Annotated in this window: 27 protein-coding genes and 1 pseudogene; 10 read left to right on the plus strand and 18 right to left on the minus strand. The window is 44.9% G+C overall.

Translation table 11 applies throughout. The features are described from left to right. The first annotated feature begins 242 nt into the window (after positions 1-242). From yiaY to P4S59_RS22390, 3 genes are all read left to right on the plus strand, one after another. Positions 243-1,391 (plus strand): L-threonine dehydrogenase, encoded by a 1,149-nt coding sequence (gene yiaY / locus P4S59_RS22380; protein WP_005391135.1) that lies wholly within the window; start codon positions 243-245, stop codon positions 1,389-1,391. 138 nt (positions 1,392-1,529) lie between these two features. Next, on the plus strand, positions 1,530-2,606 hold the full coding sequence (locus P4S59_RS22385; RefSeq protein WP_337169082.1) for a PQQ-dependent sugar dehydrogenase: 1,077 nt from the start codon (positions 1,530-1,532) through the stop codon (positions 2,604-2,606). A gap of 142 nt (positions 2,607-2,748) precedes the next feature. Further along, positions 2,749-3,369: an HAD family hydrolase gene (locus P4S59_RS22390; RefSeq protein ID WP_337169083.1), complete on the plus strand. Its 621-nt coding sequence runs from the start codon at positions 2,749-2,751 to the stop codon at positions 3,367-3,369. Between the two features lie 99 nt (positions 3,370-3,468). Here P4S59_RS22390 and P4S59_RS22395 read toward each other — a convergent pair whose 3' ends face one another. The 9 genes from P4S59_RS22395 to P4S59_RS22435 form a co-directional block, all read right to left on the minus strand. Then, positions 3,469-3,948, minus strand: a complete 480-nt coding sequence (locus P4S59_RS22395) for a Dps family protein (RefSeq protein ID WP_048625240.1) — start codon at positions 3,946-3,948, stop codon at positions 3,469-3,471. A 301-nt stretch (positions 3,949-4,249) separates the two neighbouring features. Next, positions 4,250-6,250: a HAMP domain-containing methyl-accepting chemotaxis protein gene (locus P4S59_RS22400; protein ID WP_337169084.1), complete on the minus strand. Its 2,001-nt coding sequence runs from the start codon at positions 6,248-6,250 to the stop codon at positions 4,250-4,252. A gap of 144 nt (positions 6,251-6,394) precedes the next feature. Next, positions 6,395-7,603 carry a hypothetical protein gene (locus P4S59_RS22405; protein ID WP_337169085.1) on the minus strand — a complete coding sequence of 403 codons (1,209 nt, stop codon included), beginning with the start codon at positions 7,601-7,603 and terminating at the stop codon, positions 6,395-6,397. Further along, positions 7,593-8,309: an ABC transporter ATP-binding protein gene (locus P4S59_RS22410; protein WP_005391145.1), complete on the minus strand. Its 717-nt coding sequence runs from the start codon at positions 8,307-8,309 to the stop codon at positions 7,593-7,595. The genes P4S59_RS22405 and P4S59_RS22410 overlap by 11 nt, the downstream gene beginning before the upstream one ends. Continuing rightward, entirely contained in the window at positions 8,309-9,544 is a 1,236-nt protein-coding gene (locus P4S59_RS22415; RefSeq protein WP_337169086.1) for an ABC transporter permease, read from the minus strand. Before P4S59_RS22415 ends, P4S59_RS22410 begins: the two co-directional genes overlap by 1 nt. After that, positions 9,534-10,763, minus strand: a complete 1,230-nt coding sequence (locus P4S59_RS22420; protein ID WP_337169087.1) for an ABC transporter permease — start codon at positions 10,761-10,763, stop codon at positions 9,534-9,536. The genes P4S59_RS22415 and P4S59_RS22420 overlap by 11 nt, the downstream gene beginning before the upstream one ends. A gap of 35 nt (positions 10,764-10,798) precedes the next feature. Next, entirely contained in the window at positions 10,799-11,545 is a 747-nt protein-coding gene (locus P4S59_RS22425; RefSeq protein WP_046873698.1) for an outer membrane lipoprotein-sorting protein, read from the minus strand. A gap of 117 nt (positions 11,546-11,662) precedes the next feature. Beyond that, on the minus strand, positions 11,663-13,105 hold the full coding sequence (locus P4S59_RS22430; RefSeq protein ID WP_337169088.1) for a transporter substrate-binding domain-containing diguanylate cyclase: 1,443 nt from the start codon (positions 13,103-13,105) through the stop codon (positions 11,663-11,665). 142 nt (positions 13,106-13,247) lie between these two features. Beyond that, positions 13,248-13,589 (minus strand): alternative ribosome-rescue factor A, encoded by a 342-nt coding sequence (locus tag P4S59_RS22435; RefSeq protein ID WP_145472084.1) that lies wholly within the window; start codon positions 13,587-13,589, stop codon positions 13,248-13,250. Between the two features lie 365 nt (positions 13,590-13,954). Here P4S59_RS22435 and P4S59_RS22440 point away from each other — a divergent pair, with 365 nt between their 5' ends. The 4 genes from P4S59_RS22440 (at position 13,955) to P4S59_RS22455 (ending at position 15,801) form a co-directional block, all read left to right on the plus strand. Beyond that, the gene (locus P4S59_RS22440) at positions 13,955-14,164 is read left to right on the plus strand and encodes a cold-shock protein (RefSeq protein WP_005375625.1); all 210 of its coding nucleotides are present in this window, start codon (positions 13,955-13,957) and stop codon (positions 14,162-14,164) included. A 91-nt stretch (positions 14,165-14,255) separates the two neighbouring features. Continuing rightward, positions 14,256-14,801 carry a YaeQ family protein gene (locus P4S59_RS22445; protein WP_005391156.1) on the plus strand — a complete coding sequence of 182 codons (546 nt, stop codon included), beginning with the start codon at positions 14,256-14,258 and terminating at the stop codon, positions 14,799-14,801. Next, a complete protein-coding gene (locus tag P4S59_RS22450; RefSeq protein ID WP_124007598.1) occupies positions 14,788-15,330 on the plus strand; it encodes a hypothetical protein in 543 nt (180 codons plus the stop codon). The genes P4S59_RS22445 and P4S59_RS22450 overlap by 14 nt, the downstream gene beginning before the upstream one ends. A 111-nt stretch (positions 15,331-15,441) precedes the next feature. Beyond that, positions 15,442-15,801: a glutaredoxin family protein gene (locus P4S59_RS22455; protein ID WP_053809555.1), complete on the plus strand. Its 360-nt coding sequence runs from the start codon at positions 15,442-15,444 to the stop codon at positions 15,799-15,801. A gap of 191 nt (positions 15,802-15,992) precedes the next feature. On the opposite strand, the gene P4S59_RS22460 is transcribed toward P4S59_RS22455, so the two are convergent. Next, complete coding sequence (locus P4S59_RS22460; RefSeq protein ID WP_282149815.1) at positions 15,993-16,619, minus strand: OmpA family protein; 627 nt, start codon at positions 16,617-16,619, stop codon at positions 15,993-15,995. Positions 16,620-16,897: 278 nt separating this feature from the next. Here P4S59_RS22460 and P4S59_RS22465 point away from each other — a divergent pair, with 278 nt between their 5' ends. Next, the gene (locus P4S59_RS22465; protein ID WP_337169089.1) at positions 16,898-17,530 is read left to right on the plus strand and encodes a thiol:disulfide interchange protein DsbA/DsbL; all 633 of its coding nucleotides are present in this window, start codon (positions 16,898-16,900) and stop codon (positions 17,528-17,530) included. 13 nt (positions 17,531-17,543) lie between these two features. Further along, positions 17,544-18,017 (plus strand): FKBP-type peptidyl-prolyl cis-trans isomerase, encoded by a 474-nt coding sequence (locus P4S59_RS22470; RefSeq protein ID WP_005391162.1) that lies wholly within the window; start codon positions 17,544-17,546, stop codon positions 18,015-18,017. A gap of 81 nt (positions 18,018-18,098) precedes the next feature. Here P4S59_RS22470 and cyoE read toward each other — a convergent pair. From cyoE to P4S59_RS22490, 4 genes and pseudogenes are all read right to left on the minus strand, one after another. Next, positions 18,099-18,997, minus strand: a pseudogene (gene cyoE / locus P4S59_RS22475) (heme o synthase). Next, the gene (locus P4S59_RS22480; protein ID WP_337169090.1) at positions 18,990-20,009 is read right to left on the minus strand and encodes a COX15/CtaA family protein; all 1,020 of its coding nucleotides are present in this window, start codon (positions 20,007-20,009) and stop codon (positions 18,990-18,992) included. Before P4S59_RS22480 ends, cyoE begins: the two are co-directional and overlap by 8 nt. 12 nt (positions 20,010-20,021) lie before the next feature. Then, complete coding sequence (locus tag P4S59_RS22485; RefSeq protein WP_337169091.1) at positions 20,022-20,558, minus strand: cytochrome oxidase biogenesis cluster protein; 537 nt, start codon at positions 20,556-20,558, stop codon at positions 20,022-20,024. Beyond that, positions 20,548-21,345: an SURF1 family protein gene (locus tag P4S59_RS22490; protein ID WP_374042341.1), complete on the minus strand. Its 798-nt coding sequence runs from the start codon at positions 21,343-21,345 to the stop codon at positions 20,548-20,550. Before P4S59_RS22490 ends, P4S59_RS22485 begins: the two co-directional genes overlap by 11 nt. On the opposite strand from P4S59_RS22490, the gene P4S59_RS22495 reads away from it, so the two are divergent. Next, entirely contained in the window at positions 21,338-21,574 is a 237-nt protein-coding gene (locus P4S59_RS22495) for a DUF2909 family protein (RefSeq protein WP_005391169.1), read from the plus strand. The genes P4S59_RS22490 and P4S59_RS22495 overlap by 8 nt on opposite strands. A gap of 13 nt (positions 21,575-21,587) precedes the next feature. Here P4S59_RS22495 and P4S59_RS22500 read toward each other — a convergent pair whose 3' ends face one another. From P4S59_RS22500 to coxB, 4 genes are read right to left on the minus strand one after another with little or no spacing between them, the layout of a single operon-like run. Next, a complete protein-coding gene (locus P4S59_RS22500) occupies positions 21,588-22,472 on the minus strand; it encodes a cytochrome c oxidase subunit 3 (protein ID WP_114322885.1) in 885 nt (294 codons plus the stop codon). 51 nt (positions 22,473-22,523) lie between these two features. Continuing rightward, positions 22,524-23,063 carry a cytochrome c oxidase assembly protein gene (locus P4S59_RS22505; protein WP_065645779.1) on the minus strand — a complete coding sequence of 180 codons (540 nt, stop codon included), beginning with the start codon at positions 23,061-23,063 and terminating at the stop codon, positions 22,524-22,526. Positions 23,064-23,082: 19 nt separating this feature from the next. Then, complete coding sequence (gene ctaD, locus P4S59_RS22510) at positions 23,083-24,714, minus strand: cytochrome c oxidase subunit I (protein ID WP_048625255.1); 1,632 nt, start codon at positions 24,712-24,714, stop codon at positions 23,083-23,085. Beyond that, on the minus strand, positions 24,711-25,874 hold the full coding sequence (gene coxB / locus P4S59_RS22515; protein ID WP_337169092.1) for a cytochrome c oxidase subunit II: 1,164 nt from the start codon (positions 25,872-25,874) through the stop codon (positions 24,711-24,713). Before coxB ends, ctaD begins: the two co-directional genes overlap by 4 nt. Between the last annotated feature and the right edge of the window lie 29 nt (positions 25,875-25,903).

A 25,903-nucleotide genomic window follows, 5' to 3' on the forward strand; every position in this document is an offset into this window, starting at 1 on the left:
ATATATCCGTATTAGATATCAATTTTCGCCAATCGATTGCGTCACTGGTTTCATATTTGTTCTACTTTATATCTGTGTTGCACCTATACGCTGTGCAACAAGATCACTGTCACAGTTTTTCTCTTTCAAATACCTCTAAATAGGTAAACTTGCTTCAGATCAACTTCAATCTGGAAACGAGTGTGCGACAGTAAATGGCAAATTAAGAAAGATTATTAAAAATAACGACGGAGCTATCCAATATGACAAGTGCATTTTTTATCCCTACGGTAAACCTAATGGGCGCTGGTTGTTTAAAAGACGCAGCAGACAGCATCCAATCTCAAGGCTTTAAAAAAGGTTTGATCGTTACGGATAAGATCCTTAACCAAATCGGTGTAGTCAAACAAGTTCAAGACCTTCTCACTGAACGCGACGTAGCAACCGTTGTGTACGATGGCACTCAACCAAACCCTACTATCACCAACGTTAATGATGGCTTAGCTTTACTAAAAGAAAACGAATGTGACTTCGTTATCTCACTCGGAGGCGGCTCACCGCACGATTGTGCAAAAGGTATCGCTTTAGTGGCGTCAAACGGCGGCAAGATCGGCGATTACGAAGGCGTTGACCAATCCGCAAAACCAATGCTGCCTCTCGTATCAATCAACACAACGGCTGGTACTGCTTCTGAAATGACGCGTTTCTGCATCATCACAGATGAAGAGCGCCACATTAAGATGGCGATTGTGGACAAACACACAACACCATTGATGTCAGTGAATGATCCTGAATTGATGCTTGCTAAACCTGCGTCTCTTACTGCCGCAACAGGTATGGATGCGCTAACACACGCGATTGAAGCTTACGTATCTATCGCTGCGACACCAATCACTGACGCGGTAGCAATCAAAGCAATTGAACTGATTCAAGCTCACCTTCGCACAGCAGTGAAAAACGGTGAAAACCTTGAAGCTCGCGAGCAAATGGCATACGCACAGTTCATGGCAGGTATGGCATTCAACAACGCATCTCTTGGTTACGTTCACGCAATGGCGCACCAACTAGGCGGCTTCTACGACCTGCCACACGGTGTATGTAACGCGATTCTTCTACCTCACGTACAACGTTACAATGCGCAAGTATGTCCAGAGCGTTTACGTGACGTTGCTAAAGCAATGGGTGTTGATGTTGAAGGTATGTCAGCAGAGCAAGGTGCTGCGGCGGCCATTGATGCTATCGTTGAGCTTGCTAAAGATGTCGGCATCCCATCAGGCATTAAAGAGCTTGGTGCGAAGCTAGAAGATATCCCAACCTTAGCGGACAACGCGCTAAAAGACGCTTGTGGTTTCACTAACCCGAAACAAGCAACGCACGAAGAGATCTCTAAGATCTTCGAAGAAGCGATGTAGGCTCGCTAAGTAAACAATTCTCTAGTCTTAATTCAATCCCCGATCTCGTATTGGGGATTTTTTATATTCGCATACCCTGCCAAACGTCCTCTTTTAGTGTTAGCTTTTAAGTATCTTGGATTCATATTGGAAGGAACCATGAGAACTATCACTGCGACCCTACTCGCTTGCCTAGCTTTTTCTATCGATGCTGCGGACTATCGTGCCAATGAGGTTGCCAATGGGTTTCAAATCCCATGGGGAATTGAATTTCTCGATAAGCACCAAATGATCGTGAATGAAAAAAACGGCACCGTTTCATTACTTAATATTGCGTCGGGAAAACAGCAAACCCTCTTCAAAGTACCGAATGTGAACACCAGTGGGCAAGCTGGTTTATTAGATGTAGCTCTAGTGCCGAATACCGCTCCACAAAATCCACAACTTTTCTTTACTTACAGCAAACGTACCGATAAAGGAAATACTGTGGCCTTAGCGACCGCACAATTGAAAAACAATCAACTTGTGGATTGGAAAGACGTCTTTGTCGCCGACGCCATCACGGACACCAGTCGTCATTACGGCAGCCGTATTGCGTTTGTCGATGACAAGGTTTACTTCTCAATTGGGGACCGTGGCGCACGTGATAATGGGCAAGACACTCAAACCCATGCAGGCACTATTCTTCGCCTCAACCTTGATGGCTCGGTACCACAAGATAATCCATTCAAGACTTCTGAGGCTCGCCCTGAAATATGGAGTTACGGGCACCGTAACCCACAAGGCATGTTTTACGACGAAGCAACGAAACAGCTGTGGTCGATTGAGCATGGCCCTCGTGGTGGTGATGAAATCAACCTGATTAGGAAAGGTGCAAACTACGGCTGGGCAAAGGTCTCTCAGGGTAAAGAGTATTGGGGACCGTTAGACGTTGGAGAAGCGAAAAGCTTACCGAATATGGAAGACCCAAAGTTGGTTTATATTCCGTCTATCGCGCCAAGCAATATGGTGGTGTATCGTGGTGATAAGTACCCAGAGTTGGATGGAAAAATCCTCGCCGGTGCCTTGAAGCTGGCGCACATCAACGTGGTTTCTATTGAGAATGGCAAGCTCACCGAATCAAAAAGATTGATGGAGAATCTTGGCGAGCGAGTAAGAGATATCACCGTCAGTCCGGATGGCTATGTCTATTTTTCAACAGATACAGGCAAAATTTTCCGTCTTGAAGAGAAGTAATCAAACACCAACATTATTGAGACTATTTAATTTGTGACGTATCAGTGATTTATTTTCGTACAAGGAAAACGTTTGAATCTAAAATTAACAATAACCTTTTGTTTTTAGAAAGATAGCTTGGTTTAAGTCGTACGAGGTCATCATGGTTCCTTTTCCATTAAAACTTGAAAGAGTCAAAGCCGTTATTTTCGACTTAGACAATACACTCGTCAGCTCCGATATGAACTTTAAAGATCTTCGTCAGCAACTAGGCTGTCCACAAAACGAAGATTTATTGGATTTTGTTGATAAGCTTGACCATCCACATCAGAGAGAGCATGCCCATAATGTTATCTTTGATCATGAAATTTCTGATGCTGAGCAATCATCTCCGATGCTGGGTTGCCACGAGCTTTTGGCATACTTACATCAGCATAAAGTTAAAACCGCGATAGTAACGCGCAACTGTTTGATCGGCACGCAGCGTAAGTTGGAACATAACCGAATTGATGTTGAACATGTCCTCACTCGTGAATGCTACCCAGCAAAACCTGATCCTTTATCGCTCCAAGTCCTAGCCAAAGAGTGGCGATTAATGCCAGATGAAGTACTTTATGTGGGCGATTTCCTTTATGACCTACAAGCCGCATACAACGCCCAAATGCCATCCTGTCTTGTTCACCACAATACGACTGCACAATTCCACGACTCCGCCTCTCTTGCTGTAACAGAACTGACCGATTTACTCGAACATTTTCAGTCTTTTAAGCACATTCACGACTAACTAGGCACTTTCATAAACAAAAGGAGCACTCGCGTGCTCCTTTGACTTATTCCCGATTTATTTATGCGCCCCCAAGTGAGTGCTCGGGTGATGCGTCGCTTAGCCTTGTAGGTAAGCGTTAAGCATCCACATTAATTTTTCTTGCTCACGGATGTAGTCACCCATCAATGCCGCGGTACCTTCGTCGCCTGCTTCACCCGCGTTTTGTAGAATCTCACGCTGTTTTAGAAGTAGAACGCTAAAGCCTTGAACCAGACCTTGTACACACTCCTTACCAGAAGTCGCGTTTTGATGTTCTTTAATTTCACTTGCTTCCAAGTAGTGGCTGAATGCGTGCGCTGGTGTATGACCCAAGGTAAGAATACGCTCTGCAAGCTCATCGATTTTGGTTTGTAGATCCGTATAGATCTCTTCAAATTTTACGTGCAGTTCGAAGAATTGCTGACCTTTGATGTTCCAGTGGTAACCGCGTGAGTTCATGTACAACACTTGGTAATGCGCTAGTAGTTGATTTAGCTGTTGAGCTAGTTGTGCTGATTGTTCGCTGTCTAGACCAATTAGGCTTACTTGTTTGTTCATAATCTTACTCCTAGAAGGATGATACCAATCATAGTAACGAACGATTCTCTTACCGGGATTGGTATAAAATTTAAAAATTCTTTTGCAGTATTTGCTGCCGATGGAGTCATATTACGACTCCACCTCGGTGAAGAGAATTTGGTTTTAGCTATGATCTAAATAGCTAAATCCAATGAGCAAGTAGACGAATATCGGCGTATCATCCAACAAAAAGCCCCAACCCTTTTTGTGTAAAAAGGATTGGGGCTTTTTTTACTATTTGGTTAACGTTCAAAAGTCGATGAACAAATGTAAACCTTATCTACGCCGTTTTGAAAGTTGCCATCTGTTGATTCAGCTCGGTAACTTGCTCTTTTACTTGCAATGATGTCTCTGATGCACGTTGGCTGTTATTCGAAACCTCATCCACTGATTGAGTAATATCGGACATTAATCCAGTGATCGAATTGGTCGCATGAGATTGCTGCTCTGCCGCTGCCGCAAGCTCTGCCATTTGTTCATTCAATGAACCAATTTGCTCAGTAGTAACAAGCAAACGAGTTACCGCTTTTTCAATGTGCTCCGCGCCTTGCTCCGCAAGTGATTGGCTGTGTTCAATTTCCTCAACTACCGAATTAGTCGAGCGTTGAATCGCATTGATGATGCCGTTGATTTCTGTCGTCGACTGAGTAGTGCGCGTCGCCAACATACGCACTTCGTCCGCCACAACCGCAAAGCCTCGTCCTTGGTCGCCCGCACGCGCCGCTTCTATCGCGGCATTCAATGCCAGTAAGTTAGTTTGCTCTGCCAAGCCTTCAATCACTTCAGTCACTCGACCAATGGCTTCGCTCTCTTTGCTTAACTGCGTCACTTGCGTACTCGCGGTTTCAATGCTGCCATGTAAGCTTTCCATAGTGACTTTGTTTTGCTCTAGCGCATCGCGACCTTGTTCAATCTCGCCTTTTGAATCAGCAAGCTTCTGCACCGATTGGTTGGCTTGATCTAGGGTGTTACGTGCCGCTAAAGCGATTTCATCCAATTGGCTTCCCATTTCAACAATGCTGGTCTGTTGCTGTTCAACATTCGATGAGGTGACTTGCGCCGATTCCAACAAAGCACCCATGCTGGTATCCACTTGGTGCGCTTTCTCACTTACCCCTGCCACGATGCTCGCTAACGATTGGTTCATGCGGTTAATCGAATCGGTAAGGTCTGCCAATTCATCTTTCCCAACAACGGTGAGCGGAGGCTGAGAAACGTCCCCTGAAGCGATCGTCTTGGCTCGCTCCGATAAGTTTTTCACTCGGCGACCAATGATATTGCCCATGTATTTTGAAATCGCTACCGCGGCAAACAAAACCAACGCTGCCGCAATCAGCATGGTGGTGAGTACGTTTTTGATCGACTGATTAATACCCTGTCCACTTTGATCTGCACGACTTTGTTGAGCCAATACGATCGTTTCTAAGCTTTGGTCTAGGGCATCCGCTGCTGGCAACAGTTCGTTCGCCATCAGCAAGTTTGATTCGTTCCACTCTGGCGACTGACGCAATGCAATTACCTGCTCTGCTAAAGGAAAGTACAGTTGCTGCATTTCTTTAAACAGTGACCACAGTGATTGGTCGTTATCAGTCAGTCTGTCGAGTTTGCTGTCGATTTCCGCCACAGACTGATTGTGGTACTTAATCAAGTCGTGGTATTTGTCCAGATGATCTTGCTGCCCGTACAACAGGAAATCTCGCAGAGCAGACAGAGCATTGGCGAGCGAGGTATAACTGTCGGCGTAGACTTTAAACAGACGTTTTCTGTCTCCACCAAATGGGTTTCCTGACTCTTCATTGATTAAGCTTTGAAGCTGATCAAGTGCCACTTCTGCAATGGGTGCCGCTTCGTTAATAAAGAGGTTGTGCGCGGGTAAGTTCTCATCACTGTGGCTGAGCTCAATCAACTTGTTTAAAGAGACTTTTACCGCGTCCCACTGGCTTTGAATCGCTTGAAAATCCTGTTCAGAGATCAAAGCCTGCAACGTTGGAAGCGACTCGTCTGTAGATGTCATGATATTGCGTACGTCCTCACTCAGACGTGCGCTCGCTTCTTCATCGCCACCTAGCAACATGTAGGCTCGAATAGAAGACAGCGACGCTTGAACGGACTGTTGGATACCGCGACTGGTGTCGACAGTCGGTAAATCGGATTTAAGTAACGAAGAGGCGTATTGCTCTACAGTAGTGACGTTGCGATACGTGAATACCGCTGATGCCATAAAAAGTACGGCTAGCAGCACAAAACTGAGCTGCAACTTCCCTGATATCGTAAGGTTCATCCATAAACTCCTGACAACGATGAGCCTTAAATATAACGATGTTTATAAAAATGTTAAATGCTTGTATCAAAAACAACTTCAGAACAAGGCATTATTTGTGATTGATTGCATTATTTAGGGATAGCAGCTAAATGAAAGGCGTCTCTAGTAACTATACCGGATATTAGCAAACACCAAAGTTGCAGGTGTTTCTCCAAATAAGCTGCCGTCCGTACCGTTAAAATGTTGAACTACAGTTAGCAGTTGCCAATTATCACTGAGTGAATAGCTGCTGGATAATCCAGCAAAGTAAGAGCCATCATCATAGTAACTAGCCGATAAGGTGACGCGGTTGAGCGCCGTTAAGTCGAAGCTAGCATCGGCATAAACAGTATGCTCCGTGAAGCTCAAGGTTTTCGCAGAGAGAGGGAGGTTTAGGTAAGTTAATGCGCTGCTCGCTGGCTTTGGTTCAGAAATAAACAACCAAGCACCTCTCACCATCCAGTTACGCACACCACCAAAACTGTAGTCTGACTCCAAACTAGCGACTGTCGTATCCTCAGTAGGCTGACCTTGATGCTCTGTATCAATAGGATCAAACCAGCTTAACTCGCCTCGAAACCCGGCTTGATAGATATCAGTCGCGAACCCTGCTCCAAGAACATAGTCTTGCCGAGATCGACCCGCAATGATTTGATAGTCCCAACAAGAAACGTTGGAGAAATATCGTAGTGACGTGCTGTTTTCTTTAGACTGCTTTGACGGAGAGAAAACGAGATCTAACCCGTCGGCAAACCCAAGTTTTTTACTCACCATGACAGCGTCGGTGCCCGCCCGCTCTTCGTAATCAAAGTCGTAAATAGAATAGGCGTTGTAGATGTCGTTTGGGTTCCAAATGGTGTTCATTGACCAGTTGACCCGGAACCGCCCTAACCTTGCACCCCAATCTTGGTCACTCCAAGAGACGTAGAGTCGATCCAGTTGGGTATTGAGGATTACATTATCTTCTCGCCAGTTTTTGCTTAGATCAAAATACCCATTATCAAGCGCCACGAGTTCCGCATATTGAGGAATCTCAAGCGCATCGCCCCACAATGCTCTATTCCTGATACCAAGATTTATTCGCCATTCAGGAGAAAAGCGATATTCAACGTTAATCCGGTTATGGAGTAGATGGTCAAGGGTATTACCCTGCTCGTCAGGCATACTATAGGTCGCCATGTATTTCACATAGCCATTGATATCCCATGCTTTTTCAGGCTCCAAACCCGGTATGCTGGCATTAGTTTTAATGCAAATTACCGCAGGACTTAACGCAAAAAAAAGCCGCAATAACTTGGATAGTAAGCTTACGCCTTCTACTCTACCACGCATGGCTCTTCTCTATGGTGTTATCAATGTTGGCAAAATCTCGTGCCAAACGCCCGTCCTCAAATACTATGATTCGATGTGCGCGCTTAATAACTCTAGGATCATGGGTAGAAAAGATAAATGTCGTGCCTTCTTTTTCACTGAGTTGTTCCATGATATCAAGCAGCTCGGCTGTACTTTTTGCATCTAAGTTGGCGGTAGGCTCATCTGCCATTACAAACCTTGGTTTTGGTGCCAACGCTCTTGCAACCGCTACTCTCTGTTGTTGGCCTCCAGACATTTTACTCGGACGTTTATGCATCTGCTGTGATAATCCAACCTGTTGCAGTAGCGCGCTGGCGCGTTCACGACATTCCCTTTCTGTTTTCCCTTGCAATTGCATAACAAACTCGACGTTTTCAAGAGCTGTCAGTACGGGGAGCAGACTATAATCTTGGAAGATAAAGCCAATGTTATCGCGTCGATAAGCGATCAACTCTTTTTCTGACATATCAGAGATTAAGCATCCATCAATTTCCACGCGTCCTGATGTAGGAGAATCGATCCCGCCCAACATGTTTAGTAGGGTCGTTTTCCCTGAACCAGAAGGTCCCATAATCGCGACAAACTCACCTTGCTTGATCTCCAAATCTACGCTCTGAACCGCATGTACCGGGAAGTCACTCTTTGGGTTGTACGTCTTGGATAAGCCTTCCAATTTAATCGTCATTACGTTTTCTCCGCCATGGCATCCGCAGGTCGATGCTTGAGAATTTGCCTTGCTGGATACAAAGCCGCAAATACGCTCGCGACAAAAATAGCCACAATAATCAATTGATATTCATAAAACGACACTCTTGGATAAAGCAAGGTATCGACGCCATAAGCACCTAACCCATCAGCAAGTGCGCCAAGCGATAAGCCAGTAATACTCAGTATTTTCAACATGACTGCGCTTCCTAATAACCCTAGCGCGCAACCACTCAAACCAAGGAATAGCGTTTCCAAAATAATCAGTGTGCGAATTTTATGCTGCTGCATGCCAACCGCCATTAACACCCCAAACTCTCTCGTTCTTTCAAAAACTGACATCAGCATGATGTTGATGATTCCGAGAGTCATGGCAAGTACGAAAACGACCAACATAATTTGGTTAGAGATATCCATTGAGCTCATCATTGTTGCGAGTAAAGGCTGTATTTCTTGCCATTTTCTCACGATCAATTGTTCACGGTTGGCTTGTGGCAATATTGATAACGTAAATGCCTCTGCACTTTCTAGCTGTTCAGTCTCGTTGGAGTTCAACAAAACGCCAATTTCATGCGCACCCGACAAGCCTGCGATTGTTTCGAGATCGACTTTACGGACGTAGACATTACCGTCATCAAACGTGGTGGATGGCGTTTTAAAAATACCTCGAACGCGAAAAGCTGCGCCAGATACATCACCCTTGATGTCAGATAATGTTAAAACCACTTTCGATCCAACACGCAGCTTCAACCGATTTGCGGTTTTTTGCGAAACAAGAATGGGGTTTCTTCCCACTTCGTTTAACCATTCTCCGTCTATCACATGGCTTTTAAGCGGTGTGATACTTTGCTCTTGCTCAATATTGATGCCATTGATCCGAACGCCTCTCGTACTACGCGCAGAAGCAATCATGCCATCAGCAAGAAATCGCGCCGATACCGCTTTAACATCTTGATGTGCAGCCAAAGCGGCCGTTATCGTTTGATAATTCGTTATTGTGTCACTAAGGTCAGGATTATTAAGGTAGGATTTCTGATGCACTTGTAGATGACTGGTTTGCCACGCAATCGCGTTTTTGATCATGCTGTCGACCAAACCGTTCATGAATCCAATCATGGCAACAACGCCCATTAAGCCGAACACCATCGCTCCCAGCATAATGGAAGTTCTGAGCTTGTTCCGCCATAAATTACGCCACGCCAATTTAATCAACATGCGCGCCTCCTTTTAGCCCACTAGCAATGGGCAAGCGAAGAAGTCTAGCCATCGGATACATCAGACATAACGATAAAATAACGAGAACGACAAGAATTTGATCCATTAACAAATAAGGGTCTAGCGAAACAGGTACGATTGGTTCAAAGCCACTCTCCAGCATCACTTGTGCAGCATCGCCAGTAATCTCAATCGGATTGATATAGAAATACGCAAGCACAGGCGCGCTGATCAAGACACCGAGCACAAGACCAATAACGGAGATAAACATCGATTCAATGGCGACGAGCCCCATAAGCTTGCTGCGCAACATACCCGTCGCGAGCATCACCGCAAATTCACGCTGGCGCTCTAACGTCATCATCAAAATCGTGGCAAACAGGCCAAAACCAACAATGCCGTACAAGATATAGATCAAAAAGATCCCACCCGCTTTGTCCAAGGCTATCTGTTGAGAAAGTTCTGGCGACAGCTCCTGCCAGCTTTTTACTGCGACGCCATTCCCGTAGTGGCGCTTTAGTTGTTTAACAATGTCAGGCAACACGCGTAAACTTTGAGTGTTAAGGACCCATGCGGTGACTTGGTTATCAAGCGAATACAACGCTTGTGCGGTATCAAGAGGCATGTAGACCAACTGAGAATCTAACTGCTGCAAAGGAAAGTGCAAAATACCGGACACCTGATACAGTCCAGCCGCCGTTTGACCACGATAACCCGAACCATACAACACCAGTTCATCACCAACGTTCAAATGGAGGTATTTTGCCAAGCCCTCTCCAACAAGCACCGAGTTTTGTCCAGATGCAATAAAGCGCCCTTGTACGATTTTGTCACTAATGCTGGAGTAGCTATCTTCAGCGTCAGGCTCAACGCCGAGCACCATCACGCCTTTGGATCGTTCGTCTTTGGCGGCAAGCGCAAATGACTCAATTCTCGGCAGAACGATGTCGATATCAGGATTATTTTTGGCAGATGCAATGAACGCAGGCGTTTGAGGAAGGACATCATCAATGCTAGAGGAGTCCCCAAAATCGGGATGTTGTAGCTGAATTAATCCCGTATAGAACTTCGCAGCGTTTTTAATATTTGAGGAGTAACTTCCTTCTTGGAACGCTCGAGTCAGTAAGGAGAGAAACAGAACAAGAGCTAACGCAGAAGCGGTTAACAATGTCCGCCGTTTTTGCCGCCATAGATTTCGCCATGCGAGCTTGATGAGCATCCGATTCTCACCTCTTATCTAAACCAAAATCCACCCTAATCTCGCAGAGCCTTCATTTGCTGCTGGGAGAAAAAGTCATCATCGATATCAAAATCAAATTGCGCTTCGTGCGTAATCAAAACCGTTTTATTTCCTGGTTTATCTATCGGCTGCATCTCCATGCGAGTCGCAACGTCTCGCCCACCCAACGTTTTCACATCGTAAGTCGTCAAAACATTTACCAGTTCATCAAATTCATCGTAAAACTCGACTTTGCGCTGTAACAAGCTCGTTTGAGAAATCCACAGTCTGACTTTGCTCCAAACCACTGGGGCGTCAGGCTTGGCAAGTGCATCAACTACCCAAACTTTGTCGCCATCAAAGGTTTCACTTTGAAGCAGTTGATGTTGATAATCGACAACAATAGAAGATTGGTTAATTAAATCATCATTCGTGAAGTCTGATCCCATCCAAGACTGACTGAGCATGGATGGCGCAATTTTAATCACTCGCTCTATACTCGGCACCCAATTCCACATTTCTCTATGACGTTTTAACGAGGCGCTACCTTTATCTTTCGCCGGAGCAGTCACCAAGACCAAAGATAATTCCGTACCTTTCGTCCAACTCTTCATGGTCATTGAACGTGACCAGTCAGGGCGAACAATTTTCATGGTGGCTTCGCTATAACTAGATTTCCCGCGCATCGCTTGATCAGACTTTTGGACTATATCGAAAGCGCTCTCAGCGTAAGAAAAAGAAGAGAGAAGTACACAAGCGAGAACACAAAACGTTTTATACATACCTTCCCTTTGTACCGACACGACCTAGAATTTGAAACGAAACGGGTATAATAATTTTAAATTCAATTGAGTATAGCAAGTGAGGATTTAGAAATAGCGATTGGTGACTCAAAAACGCTAAGGGACTTGACGAAGCTCAGGTTGAACCTGGCTGTCTGTTATGACTTGAAACACAGCGCGATTTTTACCTTCAGACTTACCTTGATACATCAGTTGATCAGCGTCTTGTAAATTCACGATGTGAGTAAATTCAGGGTAGTATGCGCAGCCTAAGCTAATGCTCAAATGAATCGCTTGCCCACCAAGGATAATAGGTTGTTCGTACACGGCTTTGCAGAGCATTTGAGCAAAGTTGCGCGCTTCTCGCTCAGAGAGCGATGCCGTCACGAGTGCGAACTCTTCTCCGCCAATTCTCGCCAATGTCATACGTTCATCAGTCATTGATTTTGCTGTTTCAGCCACGGCCACTATCGCTCTATCTCCGACAAGATGACCGTATTGGTCATTAATTGATTTAAAATCATCAATATCAAATACCATTACCGTCAAGCTTCGCTGCAAGTGATTCAAGAGCGCCAATTGTTCAATCAAGTGTCTACGGTTGTAGAGTTTTGTTAGGGAATCCGTTAACGTCATCTCCAGCAATTTCTGGTTGGCAATCGTCAATTGTCTTGTGCGCAGCGCAACCATGCGTTTGAGTGCGAAGATATGATACAGCGTCGCAACCGCCATAACGAAAATCGCAATAGGTAGGAGATAAAGAGGATAGACCGTTTTCACCACACTCCACCGATTGAGGATCCTTTCTCGATCTGTATCGATAACTTTTTCAAACGCTCGAGAGACATCCAAAATGGAAGCAGAACTATGCAACCCTGCTGCAATCCGAAGGTCTTTACTATATAAATTTATTACAGGAACAAACATGCCTGCTCCCTGCATAGTTGCCATATAAAAGTTAGCAACTTGAAGGTCCGCGACAAAATACAGCACCTTCTTATCGACAGCAGCCTGTATCATCGTGTCGTTATTGATGTATTCCGCGATAGGCGCATTAGGATAATTCGTCTTAATAAACTCAGACTCGTAACTTCCTTTAACGACACCAATTGGCAACGTCATTTCACCAGCTAAAACACTTTTGACATCAATCGAAAGCACGTCTTGATTGACATATAATTTAGTTTGAATGGGCATGATAACTGCGCCAAAATCCAAGTAATCGGCTCTTTCCGATGAGTAAACCAATCCCGCGTGAAAGTCAGCACGCCCCTCTTTTACGGCCTGTAAAGAAGCCTCCCAATCAAGAAGCAGAAACTGAACATCAATTTGGTTGTCCGCCGCATACGCTTTCCAGAAGTCGATCAAAATACCTTTGGGTTCACCGTCTGGGCTAAGGTAAGAGAATGGCTTCCAAGCTTTGGAGTTAGCAACAATTAAAGAATGAGACTCTGACTTGTGCGCATACGTCATCGGGCAAATAGACAGCCATAGTAGTAACAAAGAAGCACACGCTTTTGTACACTTGCAACCATAAGTACCATAACTCGTCGATGACATACCTACTTCTCACCAGTCTTTTTAAACCATAATCTCGGCTGTTTTGTCTGATCTAAAGATATAGCAGAGCGGTGTCGGACAGGAAGCGGCTCCTATTGATATGAATCTAACTTAGTAGGTTTTAGTACTTATTTGGTACTTTTCAGCGTCTAGTTTTAAGAAGAAAGCTAGCCAGTATAAGGTGAGATAAGAGTGATTTAACTAACACTAAACCATTGAATTTGAATAGTTTGATAAAAACCAGCATCAATAAAAAAGCCCTATTCAAAATCCACATCGGGGAGAACTTTGAATAGGGCTCTTTGCCTCTATGCTTCATTTTCCGACTGAAGCTGCCTTTACCTTTTTTCGCTTTTACTACTCGTGTTCTGAACAATTGACTGGTGACAACCGCTTTTAACGCATTGTCCTTGATTTCACCTCTGCCGAAATCGGTCTCGTGTTGTAACTCATTCGGCTGAGGATTGGTTTTAGGTTTTGCCATAAATCCTCCTTAATGGTCGAACCAGATTGGACAATAATTATATAAATAAGTCAAATTTATAGATTTAGTTGAATTTTATGCTGAAAAACTTCACATCACCGTCATTTATTTGAAATTTAATCAAAAACATGCTGGTTAAATAGTGACTAAATACAAATATTTGTCCATAAAGCACTAATATATGTTGACTCTTCGTGGAATTAACCTAGACTCAAACACGGCTAGAAAGAAAGTTCTTTGTTTTCACATTTCGTTGGATTACTTGTAACCCGTCGTCCTGTGGTACGCAATAGCAATTTATTTTTCCACGCTATAAGCGCCGTTGAGGCGAAAGATTACATTATTTAGATATTTAGGAAATAGACATGTCTAACACAGCTACTGGCACAGTTAAGTGGTTCAACGAAACTAAAGGCTTCGGTTTCATTCAACAAGAAAACGGTCCTGACGTATTTGCTCACTTCTCTGCAATCACTGGTGACGGCTTCCGTACTCTAGTTGAAGGCCAGAAAGTAGAATTTGTTATCTCTCAAGGTCAAAAAGGCCCTCAAGCAGAGCAAATCAAAGTACTTTAATTCTTAAAGAATTTGATACGATAGCCAGCTTCTAAAGCTGGCTATTTTTTTGTCTATAACTTATTTTTGCCAACAAAAACGATATAAATCCATGGCTCTTAAACCGACTATTTATAAATTTCGTATCGCCATTTCCGATATGAATAACGACTATTACGATTCTAAAAATCTAACTATCGCCCTTCACCCTTCAGAAAAACCTCAACGAATGCTGGCTCGTGTTTTAGCATACTGCTTAAACGCTCAAAGTAATTTAGAGTTTACGAAAGGGCTTTCTACAATTGAAGAGCCTGATTTATGGCATGTTGGCGATGATCAAAGCATTACTCACTGGATTGAAATTGGCGAACCAGAACCAGAAAGAATCAAGAAAGCCTCTCGCCTAGCAAAGCATGTGAAAGTTTACACTTATAACACTAAAGCGACGGTATGGTGGGATAAAATGTCAGGAAAGTTCTCAATGCTTCCCGTCAATGTAGAAAGCTTTGACTACGACGCTATCGACTTGATTTGTCAGCACCTTGACCGAGGCACTAGCCTTTCTGTTATGATTACCGGCAGCTCTATTTTTGTTGATATCAACGATCAACACGTCGAAGTAACGGTGAAGGAACTAAAAAGCCATGACGTCTCTTAGTGAACTGAGTCAAGAGATGGGATTCAAAGAAATTCCCTTCGTTAAAGAACATAAAGCGGCAAAGCGACGTTGGTTAAAAGAACAGTCACAACTGTTTACAAAAGTTTGTGAGAACAAACCCGCCACGGCGCCTACTCTTCACCTGCTTGGTCTTTTGACTAAGTCGCATATTGAAGCCAGCGCTAACTATGAGCAACATGCGCATTCTGCCCAGCAAATGCAGCAAGTGCTGACTGACTCCTTGGGTGATGAGCACGCGGATAAGTTCACTAACCAGTCCGCAGAAGACCTTATCTTGATAACCCACCTTTGGCTTTATACTCAAGGCTATTTGAATATGGACTTTAGCTTGGCGCACGATCATGCCGAGCAAACTCAGAATACATTGCAACACGAGCTTGTTGTAAAACGCATGGATGTTGATGCATTCAGAACCGAACTGATGCAAAGCTTTTATCTAGGTAGAGAAGCCAGTCCAGCTTCGACTAGCGGTTTTTGGGGCAGGTTAAAACGCTTATTTTCCGCATAAAATACATGGTTTTATCCATTTCAAACAACTGATAGACTTCACGCTCAATGCAACAAGCATCATTATTGCATTTTTAAAGGACAATTACCCAATGAACATCAAGGGATCATTATGAAGTTTATCCGTTGGATTTTAGGCAAGGTTATCTTATTGCTGAACGCCGTGTTCTCACCTCGTGGTATTAAACGCAGTGCAGAAGAACAACAACGTATTGATGAAAAAGCAAAGCAATACGCACTTTACCAATTTGAAGCTTGCCCTTTTTGCGTAAAAGTCCGCCGTGCAATGAAGCGTCAATCAGTGAATATTGAGCTACGTGATGCAAAAAATAACCCGACTCATCGAGCTGAACTAGAGCAAGGTGGTGGACGAATTAAAGTCCCTTGCCTGCGTATCGAAAAAGATGGCGAAACACAGTGGCTATACGAGTCATCTGACATCGTCGCTTACGTTGAAAAAGAATTTGCCTAAGTTCCCCCTATGAACATTGGCGGATGTAAAAGAGGCACCATACAGGTGCCTCTTTTCTATTCAGTCTAGCTGCTCGTTGCTATGCCTAGCCTTTGGGTTCACTCTTCTTGCTCATTCCCAGGCGGAAACGCCAGTAAACACATAAGGGCTTAGTGAAAACAAACGAGGTAGTTTATCGACCAACCATCGCCTTACTCATCAACGATCAGCGTTAGCTCTACGCGTCGATTACAAGCTTTGCCACTGGCTGTCGAATTACTGCACTGCGGCACATACTCGCCAAAACCTCTAGAAAACACGCGTTGACGAGGAATACTCGTCGCCAGCAGTTGCTTTTCCACTTCACGAGCTCGCTTTTCTGACAACGTGTCATTAAAGCTGGCAGCTCCCGTGCTATCGGCATGGCCATCGATCACGACATCCACATCCGTTCTTCCTGCTAGATAGTGACCAATGTTTCGAATCCAGTCTTGAGATTGCGCTGATAACTGAGCAGAGCCAGTTTGAAAGTGCACTTGCTCTTTCAAACGTATCATTAAGTGACCGCCACTGAGTGTCTCATGAGGAATATTGTGCCTGTTCAGAAACATTTCCAGAGAGGTCACATTTTGCGACTTTTTTACTGATGCGCTCTCAGTCTGATACGTGCGAGGTGAAGAAACCACACTTGAGGCGCTCGGATAGCCCCACTCAGGATGTCTCAGCTCGGTGTTTGTTTTAGGAGCTGTATCTAAAATGTTCCCGCCAGGAACCATGTCTTGATCAAGGCTACTGCACCCAGTCAGAATGCCGCAAACAATTAAAAACCACTGCTTCATACCACTACCAACTTAGAAAAACTCTTGTCCATTGTGTCGACAAAACACGCCGAATCTTTAGCGCTTTTATCCACCGATTGGTTTGTATATGCAGCGTTCATGCCACTGGAATCAATATCAAGTATCTCTCAAATAAAAAGCGATGCCAAAATACCTCCCTGCAGCCTGCACATCAGGAAAAGTCTGTTACCAATCGTCTCACTTTATTGTTATTTAATGGTTTTAGTCACTATCGTTAACCGATAAACTAACGCAAATTTCTTACTTAGAGCATTATTATGTTAAAAACCATATCGAAAGGCTTTGCTGTGATTGCCGCCATGATGGCTTTGTCGGCATGCGATAGCGGCAACACTCAGCCTCAGCAAGGCAAACAATACGAAGTTTTGCCTGTATCCCTTGAAGAATATGATTTGGCGCCATTGACAGAAGCTTTTGCCCTAACTTGCGGCCACTGCCGTTCAATGGAAGAGTTTGTCCCTCAAATCGAATCGCTAACTGAGCAAAGCGTTGAAAAAATGCATGTAACTTTCAATGAAAGTGCACAAGTAAGCGCCATCATCTTCTACACTGCAGTCATGCAACTAGAGTCGACACCTGACAAAGCATTTATGGCGGATCTTTTTGCTGCCGTACAAATGGATCCTGATGCGACTGCTGAGGAACGTCAAATCGCCGTAGAGAAAGCCTTTGAGTCTCGCAACCTTATCAGCCCTTACCATTTAGATGAAGCACAGCAAAAAACGCTGTTTGAGTACATCACTAAGGCAGAAGCGGTCACGACTCGCGGCCAAATTAACTCCGTTCCAGCCTTTATCGTTAACGGAAAATACCAAGTCATTACTGGTGGTCATGACAGCGTCGAAGCCATGGCAGAAACCATTAACTATTTGCTAAAACAACCTAAATAGACAAGGAGCTTACGTGTCTAAATTTTTGTTTCCTCTCATTATTTTCATTCTGGCGGGCTTTTTCATTTACCGTACTTGGACAAACCATAAAGTAGCGGATGAAAACTTTGCGAAAGGCCAAGCATTCTTGCTCGAGAATGCGAAGAAAGAAGGCGTCATTACAACAGAAAGTGGTCTTCAATATATTGTTCTTGAAAAAGGCGAAGGTGAGGTTCACCCAACCGCGACAAGTAAAGTCAAAGTGCACTACCACGGCACGTTGATTGATGGCACTGTGTTTGATAGCTCCGTTAATCGCGGTGAGCCAATTTCGTTTGGTCTTAACCAAGTCATTAAAGGCTGGCAAGAAGGCCTGCAATACATGGTCGAAGGTGAAAAAATCCGCCTTTTCGTACCAAGCACGCTCGGTTATGGCAAAAGTGGCTCAGGCCCAATTCCACCAGCAAGTGTTTTGATCTTTGATGTTGAATTGTTAGAGATTCAATAATTCTAGAAACTTTGCATAAAAGCCAAACTATCAAAACCAAAAACGCCGCGAGCCACGCGGCGTTTTCTGTTTAAAGAGAGGCTACAAGCCAATATAGTGATCCGAAAGCAATGCAATGAACAACGCAAAAAGGTGATAGATAGAAAATTTAAACGTCTCCATCGCGGTATTGGGCTCTGGCGCGTATTTTAGCTTCCATGCATGGTACATAAAGCCAGCGTTAAGTAGTAACGAGGCAAAAAGATAAACTACGCCGACCATTCCAACCAACACCGGCAGCACACAAACCAACGTCAACAACACCGTATACAACAGAATAGAAGTTTTGGTGTACTCGATACCATGTGTTACTGGCAACATTGGAATATCCACCTTACGATAGTCCTCTACGCGATGAATTGCGAGTGCCCAAAAGTGTGGTGGCGTCCAGATAAAAATGATCATCACAAGCAGCCAAGCATTCGCATGCAACTGTCCTGTTACGGCAGTCCAACCGAGAAGAGGCGGCATCGCACCCGCAATACCTGCAATTACGATATTTTGCGGAGTAGCGCGTTTGAGGTACATGGTGTACACCATTGCATAGCCGAGTAAACTCATCAAAGTCAGCCATGCCGTCAGTGGGTTGACCAGAGCATATAAAAGAAAAAACCTATGACGCCTAAAGCCGTCGCAAAGGTTATCACCGATAACGGCTTAGCTTCACCCGATGGCAACGGACGTTTGTGTGTGCGAGCCATTCTCGCATCAATGCGGCGGTCAATCAGATGATTAAACGCTGCCGCGGAGCCTGCCATCAAACCAATGCCTGTTAGGCCAACCGCCGCCTGCAACCAAGGAAACTCAGTAACAGGCGCTAAACTCATCCCGACAACGGCCGTCACCAGCATTAATGCGACTACTTTAGGCTTCGTTAACTTCAAATAAACGGAACTTAGTCGCTTTCGCTCATTTAACGACAGTGCGATTTCTTTACTCATAGCGAACTCCTTTCGCGGTGTAACTCCAAGCTTTTTTGCCCTGCCACAAATAAAACTGACTCACACAAACAAGACTCAACATAATGGCGGCACCCAAGTTATGTGCCACGGCGACATAAATAGGAAGTTGGAATACAACGTTGCTCACACCCAACATAATTTGACACGCTAAAGAGAGTAGTAACCATCCTCCAATGCGCTGTGAATGATGGGAATCTTGCCTCATGAGCATAATGCTATAAGCCAATACGACGGTAGCGGTGACAATCGCACCGAGGCGATGCGTAACATGTATGGTCATTCTTGCCGGATACTCCAATACACCAAACTCGTAATTCTCGAATCCGGTTTGCCAGAAAGAAAACGCCTCTTTCCATGAGAGATGACTCATCCAATCTCCCTCACAAATAGGCAGTGAGGTGCACATGAGCGCGGCATAGTTTGACGAAGTCCACCCTCCGAGCAGCACCTGCATAAAAACAATCAGAAAAACCAATAATGAGAAGCCTCGTAGCGAGCTGGAAGATGGAGAAAAATAGAGATTATTTTGCGCTTTTAACTGGCAGTAAAAAATCGCCTGCAGAACCAGTAAAGTAAATCCACCAAGCAGATGAAGCATTACGATGACTGGCATTAATTTGAGCGTCACGGTCCACATCCCCAAAAGTGCTTGCCCGACCACCAGTACACTGAGCAGCATCGGAATAGTAGGATTCACGCGCTCTGACCTCATTGATATCATTGTCATGGCAAAAATGACCAGACCCAGCGTTCCCGCAAAATAGCGATGAATCATTTCAAGCCATGCCTTCTCATGCTCGACAGCCCGTTCAGGGAAATTAAGATTGGCACGTATTACGTCTTCTTCTTGATGAGGCACACCAAGGTGCCCATAGCAGCCGGGCCAATCAGGGCAACCTAACCCTGCATCAGAAAGGCGAGTATACGCGCCTAACATGATCACCACGAAAGTTAGGAGCAAACTGAATTTAACCAACTGAATTAACTTCATATACGCCCCTTTCTAACCAACTCGTGACAATTTTAAGAGCTTGCGTAAATCCGCCAACATACCTTTGTTGAACGAGACTAAATCTTCATTCGGTTTTAGCGAGTAAGACATCACCAATTGCCCCAGAGGATCAACGATTAACATTTGTCCGGGTTTCACTTTGGCGGTAACCGATTGATTCATTTGCATTGTCGTCATCGATATATCTACGGTACCGGACAACTCTGTCTGCCAAAGCACCGGCACCACACGCCCTTGATATTTTCCTAAAGCGACATGGCTTTGCTGAAGCAGGTAAAGCTGCTGCCTGCATTGTTCTGTGCACTCATTAGGTAAAACATAAGCGAGTTGCCACCCGTGCTCCTTGAGTGGTGACTCTTGACCAAGTAGCTCTAACGTGGTGTATGGTTCAACTAACACACCTCTATTGGTCACACCGCTTTGATACCACCCTTGGGTGAGAATGACCTTAGCGATGACGGCAGGAAGCGCAAACGTACACACCAACGCAATCAACATTAGCCGCCCTTTGGTTACTTTAGATGTCATGCTTCACCTCCATGTGACGCAACTTTCTTTGCCAACGAACAAAAACAATTAAGGTCAATAATAAGAAAACGCCCGCCATCGAAAACCACTGAATCGAATAACCGAAATGCTTGGCGCTGTTGAGCGGCAATGGGTTCCAAGGAAAGTCGTAAGGCCAATTTTTTAGATTGTCTGGCTGCAAGACTGCGGGCATAAGTTCAATATTAAGTAGCTGATTCAGATGCACGATATTCAGGTTCTGCACACGAATGGCATCGCCAACTTCTGGCATTAATTCAGAGCTCAACGGGTTAGCAGATTTTCGGTACAGACGTCCCGAGATAAAGGTCGACACTTCGAGTGTTGTGACGGTTGGTAATATTGAACGATCTGCTATTCCCTCCACAAAACCAAGCTCTAATAATGCATAGGTTCCTGATTCATCACTCATAGAGACAATCTGAAATGCTAAATAGCCCACATTGCCCTGATGCGTTTGGTTATCCAGTAAAATCACGGGAAACGCCTGAGGAACAACATTAGCTTCCACTTTCTTCCCGAGAATGCTGCCTTCTCTCCAATCGTTTTCTTCAAGAACTTCGCCTAATGCTTGGTACGCACTATCCGCTCGCGCAAGAATGGCTTGTTCCAAAGCCTGTTTTTCTTGCCCTCTCTCAAGCTGCCAAAAACCCAGTTTGACCAAAAGAGAAAACACAACCACAGTTAAACCAACTGCAACCCAAAACCGTTTCGATAGCCATAATTGTCTCGATGACAACAACGATGAAACCGGAGGTGCTATGTCCACCGTATTTCTATTCAAACTGACGCTTGTCCTTTTGCTGCTTTTCATTATCTTCAACCTCGCAAAAGCGCTTATCGAAATGGTTCGTGAAGACCCAGATAATCCCGAAAAAAGAGACAAACCTATGAGTCATTACTTAGGCCGTCGAGTCATGTTCTCCGCTTTAGTAGTTATCCTTCTACTTATTGCGCTCAGTTCAGGCTGGCTGGCTCCGAATCCCCGTCCTTACTAATCGCCCAATGCACCTACAGCACGTACACAAACACAAATAGACATAACCAAACCACATCCACAAAGTGCCAATACCAACTACCTGCTTGGAAGGCAAAATGGTTATTAGACGAAAAATGATCTTTAGCGATTCGGAGCAATAATACGATTAAGAAAATCGTCCCAAGACAGACGTGCAAACCGTGAAAACCAGTCAGCATAAAGAAGGTGTTTCCGTAGATACCAGATTGCAACGTGAGCCCCATTTCTTGATAAGCATGAGCATACTCGACCGCTTGGTAATATAGGAAAAAGCCCGCAAGCACGATGGTGATTTCCAACCAAACAATCAGTGCCGTTCTTTTGTCTTTTTCAAGGCTTATGTGCGCCATATGTAGCGTAATCGACGACAATAGCAGCAAAATAGTATTAGTAAGGGGAATACCCTGCCACGGCATAGCTTGTGTTGTTTCTCCACCCGGAGTCAGTGTTAGTGGCCACATTGCTTCGAAGGTTGGCCACAAAACCTCGTTGGTCATGAAGTTGTTATCTGCCCCACCTAACCAAGGCACAGAAATCATCCTGGCGTAAAATAACGCACCAAAAAAGGCACCAAAAAACATCACTTCAGAGAAGATGAACCAGCTCATCCCTTGGCGAAAAGAACGAGTAATTTGCGAGCTGTACTTTCCACTCAGAGACTCAGTAATCACATTACTAAACCAGCCCGCCAACATGTAAAGCAAGAACAGAAAACCTACCGCTAGCACAATGCTACCAATGGTTCCCACAGCCCCTTCACTTTGTGTCCCCTGAACGGTCATTCCTGCACCAACGGCAACTAAAAATAGAGCAAACGCACCGATGATCGGCCAGCTACTTTGAGCGGGAACATAATATGTTCCTGGCTTGTTACTCATAATTTCTCTCCTTACTGACCAGCCTTGGTCTGTATCTCTCTCCTTGAGTGGCTAAGAACCTGTAGGAGGGGGAAGTTTATAGAGTGTGTAAGACAGCGTTAACGTGTGTATCGACTCCGGTAAGTCCGGTTCGATATAAAAAATCAACGGCATTTGAGCATGTTGTTTGCCATCCAAAGGCTGTTGGTTAAAACAAAAGCACTCAATCTTATTGAAATAAGCGGCACCATTCCCGGGAGAAACAGAGGGAACGGCTTGCCCTACCAACTTCTGCCCGCTTTCATTAAATGCAAGGTATTCGGTTTGCACGACTTCACCGGGATGAACGTCCATCGAAATCACTTTGGGTTTAAACTCCCAAGGCATATCGGGGCTTACATGCGCCATAAACTCCACGCGAATGGTTCGGCTCATATCTGGCTGCATACCAGTTGGTTGAATGGCGGCCACTTCACTTGTTTTTCCATTGATACCCAGTGCGTCGCACATTACGTCATACAATGGGACAAGTGCGTAGCCAAACCCGAACATCAAAAGGGTCGCTAAAAGCAACTTCACTGTGAGCTTTTTGTTTGATGGATTCGGTTTCATCTCACTCACCCCTTCGTTTTTAATCGACTTTAGGCGGCGTAGTAAACGTATGATGGGGCGCCGGGCTTGGCACCGTCCATTCTAAGCCCTCCGCCCGTTCCCACGGTTTTGCAGCGGCCTTTTCACCGCCACGAATACACTTAATCACCACCCATAAAAAGATCAATTGTGACAACCCAAACGCAAATCCACCAATGGAGACGATTTGATTGACATCAGCAAACTGAATAGCGTAGTCCGGGATACGTCTTGGCATACCCGCTAAACCTAGAAAGTGCATCGGGAAAAACAAAACATTAACTGAAATAATCGAGCACCAGAAATGCCACAAACTCAGCTTGTGGTCGTACATATTGCCTGTCCACTTAGGTAGCCAATAGTACGCAGCCGCCATAATCGAGAATACAGCACCAGATACCAACACATAGTGGAAATGCGCAACCACGAAGTAAGTGTCATGATATTGGAAATCCGCCGGCACAATCGCCAGCATCAACCCTGAGAAACCGCCAATCGTAAAGAGCACAATAAAGGCAATGGCAAACAACATTGGCGTTTCAAATGTCAGAGCCCCACGCCACATGGTGGCGACCCAGTTAAAGACTTTCACCCCGGTTGGTACCGCAATCAGCATGGTGCAATACATAAAGAAAAGCTCAGCAAAAACTGGCATCCCCGTTGTAAACATGTGATGCGCCCACACAAGGAAAGACAACAACGCAATGCTGCACGTCGCGTAAACCATCGAATGATAACCAAACAGCTTCTTGCCACTGAAAGCAGGAAGGATGGCAGAAATGATGCCAAACGACGGTAAAATCATGATGTACACTTCTGGGTGACCAAAGAACCAAAAGATGTGTTGAAACATCACCGGGTCGCCGCCACCAGCTGCATCAAAGAAGCTAGTCCCGAAATATTTGTCAGTAAGAACCATCGTCACCGCACCCGCTAATACCGGCATAACCGCGATCAATAAGAAAGCGGTGATTAACCAAGTCCAAACAAACATTGGTAACTTGAACCAAGTCATTCCCGGAGCTCGCATATTTACTATCGTCACGATAACGTTTATCGCGCCCATGATGGAGCTGATACCCATGATGTGAACAGAGAATACAAACAGCGCGGTGCTATCTGGGCCATAAGTCGTGGACAACGGAGCATAGAACGTCCAGCCAAAATCGGGGCCGCCGCCAGGTAAAAACAACGAGCTCAATAAAATAAGAAATGCAAAAGGTAGAATCCAAAAGCTCAAGTTGTTCATGCGAGGTAGCGCCATATCTGGAGCACCGATCATCATTGGAATCATCCAGTTAGCAAGGCCCGTAAATGCTGGCATCACAGCACCAAACACCATCACCAAACCGTGTACCGTAGTCATTTGATTAAAAAACTGTGGATCAACCAGCTGAAGTCCAGGCTGGAATAGTTCGGCACGAATGACCATTGCCATCGCACCACCAGTCAGAAACATCGCAAAACTAAACCAAAGGTACAGGGTGCCAATATCTTTATGGTTTGTGGAATACAGCCAACGAGCAATACCTTGGGGAGCATGATGATCATGGCCATCATCAATCGCAATGGTACTGTTTGCACTGGCTTCCGCTGGAGCAGACTTCACTGCCTTATCTATTGGCTTACTCATATTTCCTCCTTAGCACTGCCTTGTGCCTTAAAGGCATTCACATCGGATGCTTGCACCCTATCACCAGTGTCGTTGCCCCATGCATTTCGCTGGTATGTGATGACCGCAGCAATTTCTTTGTCACTTAACTGGTTCGAAAAAGACTGCATTGCAGTGCCCGGACGGCCATTCACAATCACATCAATGTGCTCTGAAATTGGGCCTGTTGCGATAGGGCTGCCCTTAATCGCGGGAAATGCCCCCGGAATCCCCTCACCATTAGCCTGATGGCACACAGCACAACGCGCCGTGTATATAGATTCGCCCTGCGACATCAACTCATCCATGGATAAGTCTTGAGAGAGCGCCTCTTGTGCCGCCGTTTTTTGAAGTGCGATTTCTTCCTTCTTACTCGCTAACCATTCATCAAACTTTTCTTCTTCCATCGCATGCACCACCACCGGCATGAACCCGTGTGCACGACCACATAGCTCCGCACATTGACCGCGATATACGCCTGGCTCATCAATTCTTGTCCATGCTTCATTAATAAAACCAGGGATGGTGTCTTTCTTGACAGCAAAATCCGGCACCCACCATGAGTGAATAACATCATCAGAAGTCATCAAAAAACGCACTTTGCGATTCACAGGCAACACCAAAGGGTTGTCTACTTCCAATAGATAATGCGCGCCTTTTGTCTCGATACCATCAATTTGCTTTTGGCTGGTGGCAAGCAAACTGAAGAACTCAACATCTTCACCAAAATAGCTGTAATGCCATTTCCATTGCGAGCCTGTGATCTTGACCGTGATATCTGATTGGCTTGTGTCTTCCATTGCGACTAAAGTTTTCGTTGCGGGAATCGCCATGGCGACAAGAATGATGATAGGTATGACTGTCCAGATAATTTCCACTTTTGTACTTTCGTGGAAATGTGCGGCAACTGCTCCTTTTGACTTGCGATGACGAAAGATGGAATAGAACATGACACCAAATACAATCAAAGCAATTACGCAGCAGATATAGAAAATCAGCATATGTAATTCATACACTTGCCCACTTATCGCTGTGACCCCTTTGGTCATGTTGTAGTCACTTTCCTTTGACCAACTGAAAGAGGAGAATGTGATTAAAATCACATTCAGTGATAAGGCTAGAGTAGTCGTTAATCTTTTCAAAAGATCTCTCCTCTGCTCAGCCGCTACGC

This window comes from Vibrio sp. M60_M70, from assembly GCF_037162085.1.
Classification (GTDB): domain Bacteria; phylum Pseudomonadota; class Gammaproteobacteria; order Enterobacterales; family Vibrionaceae; genus Vibrio; species Vibrio diabolicus.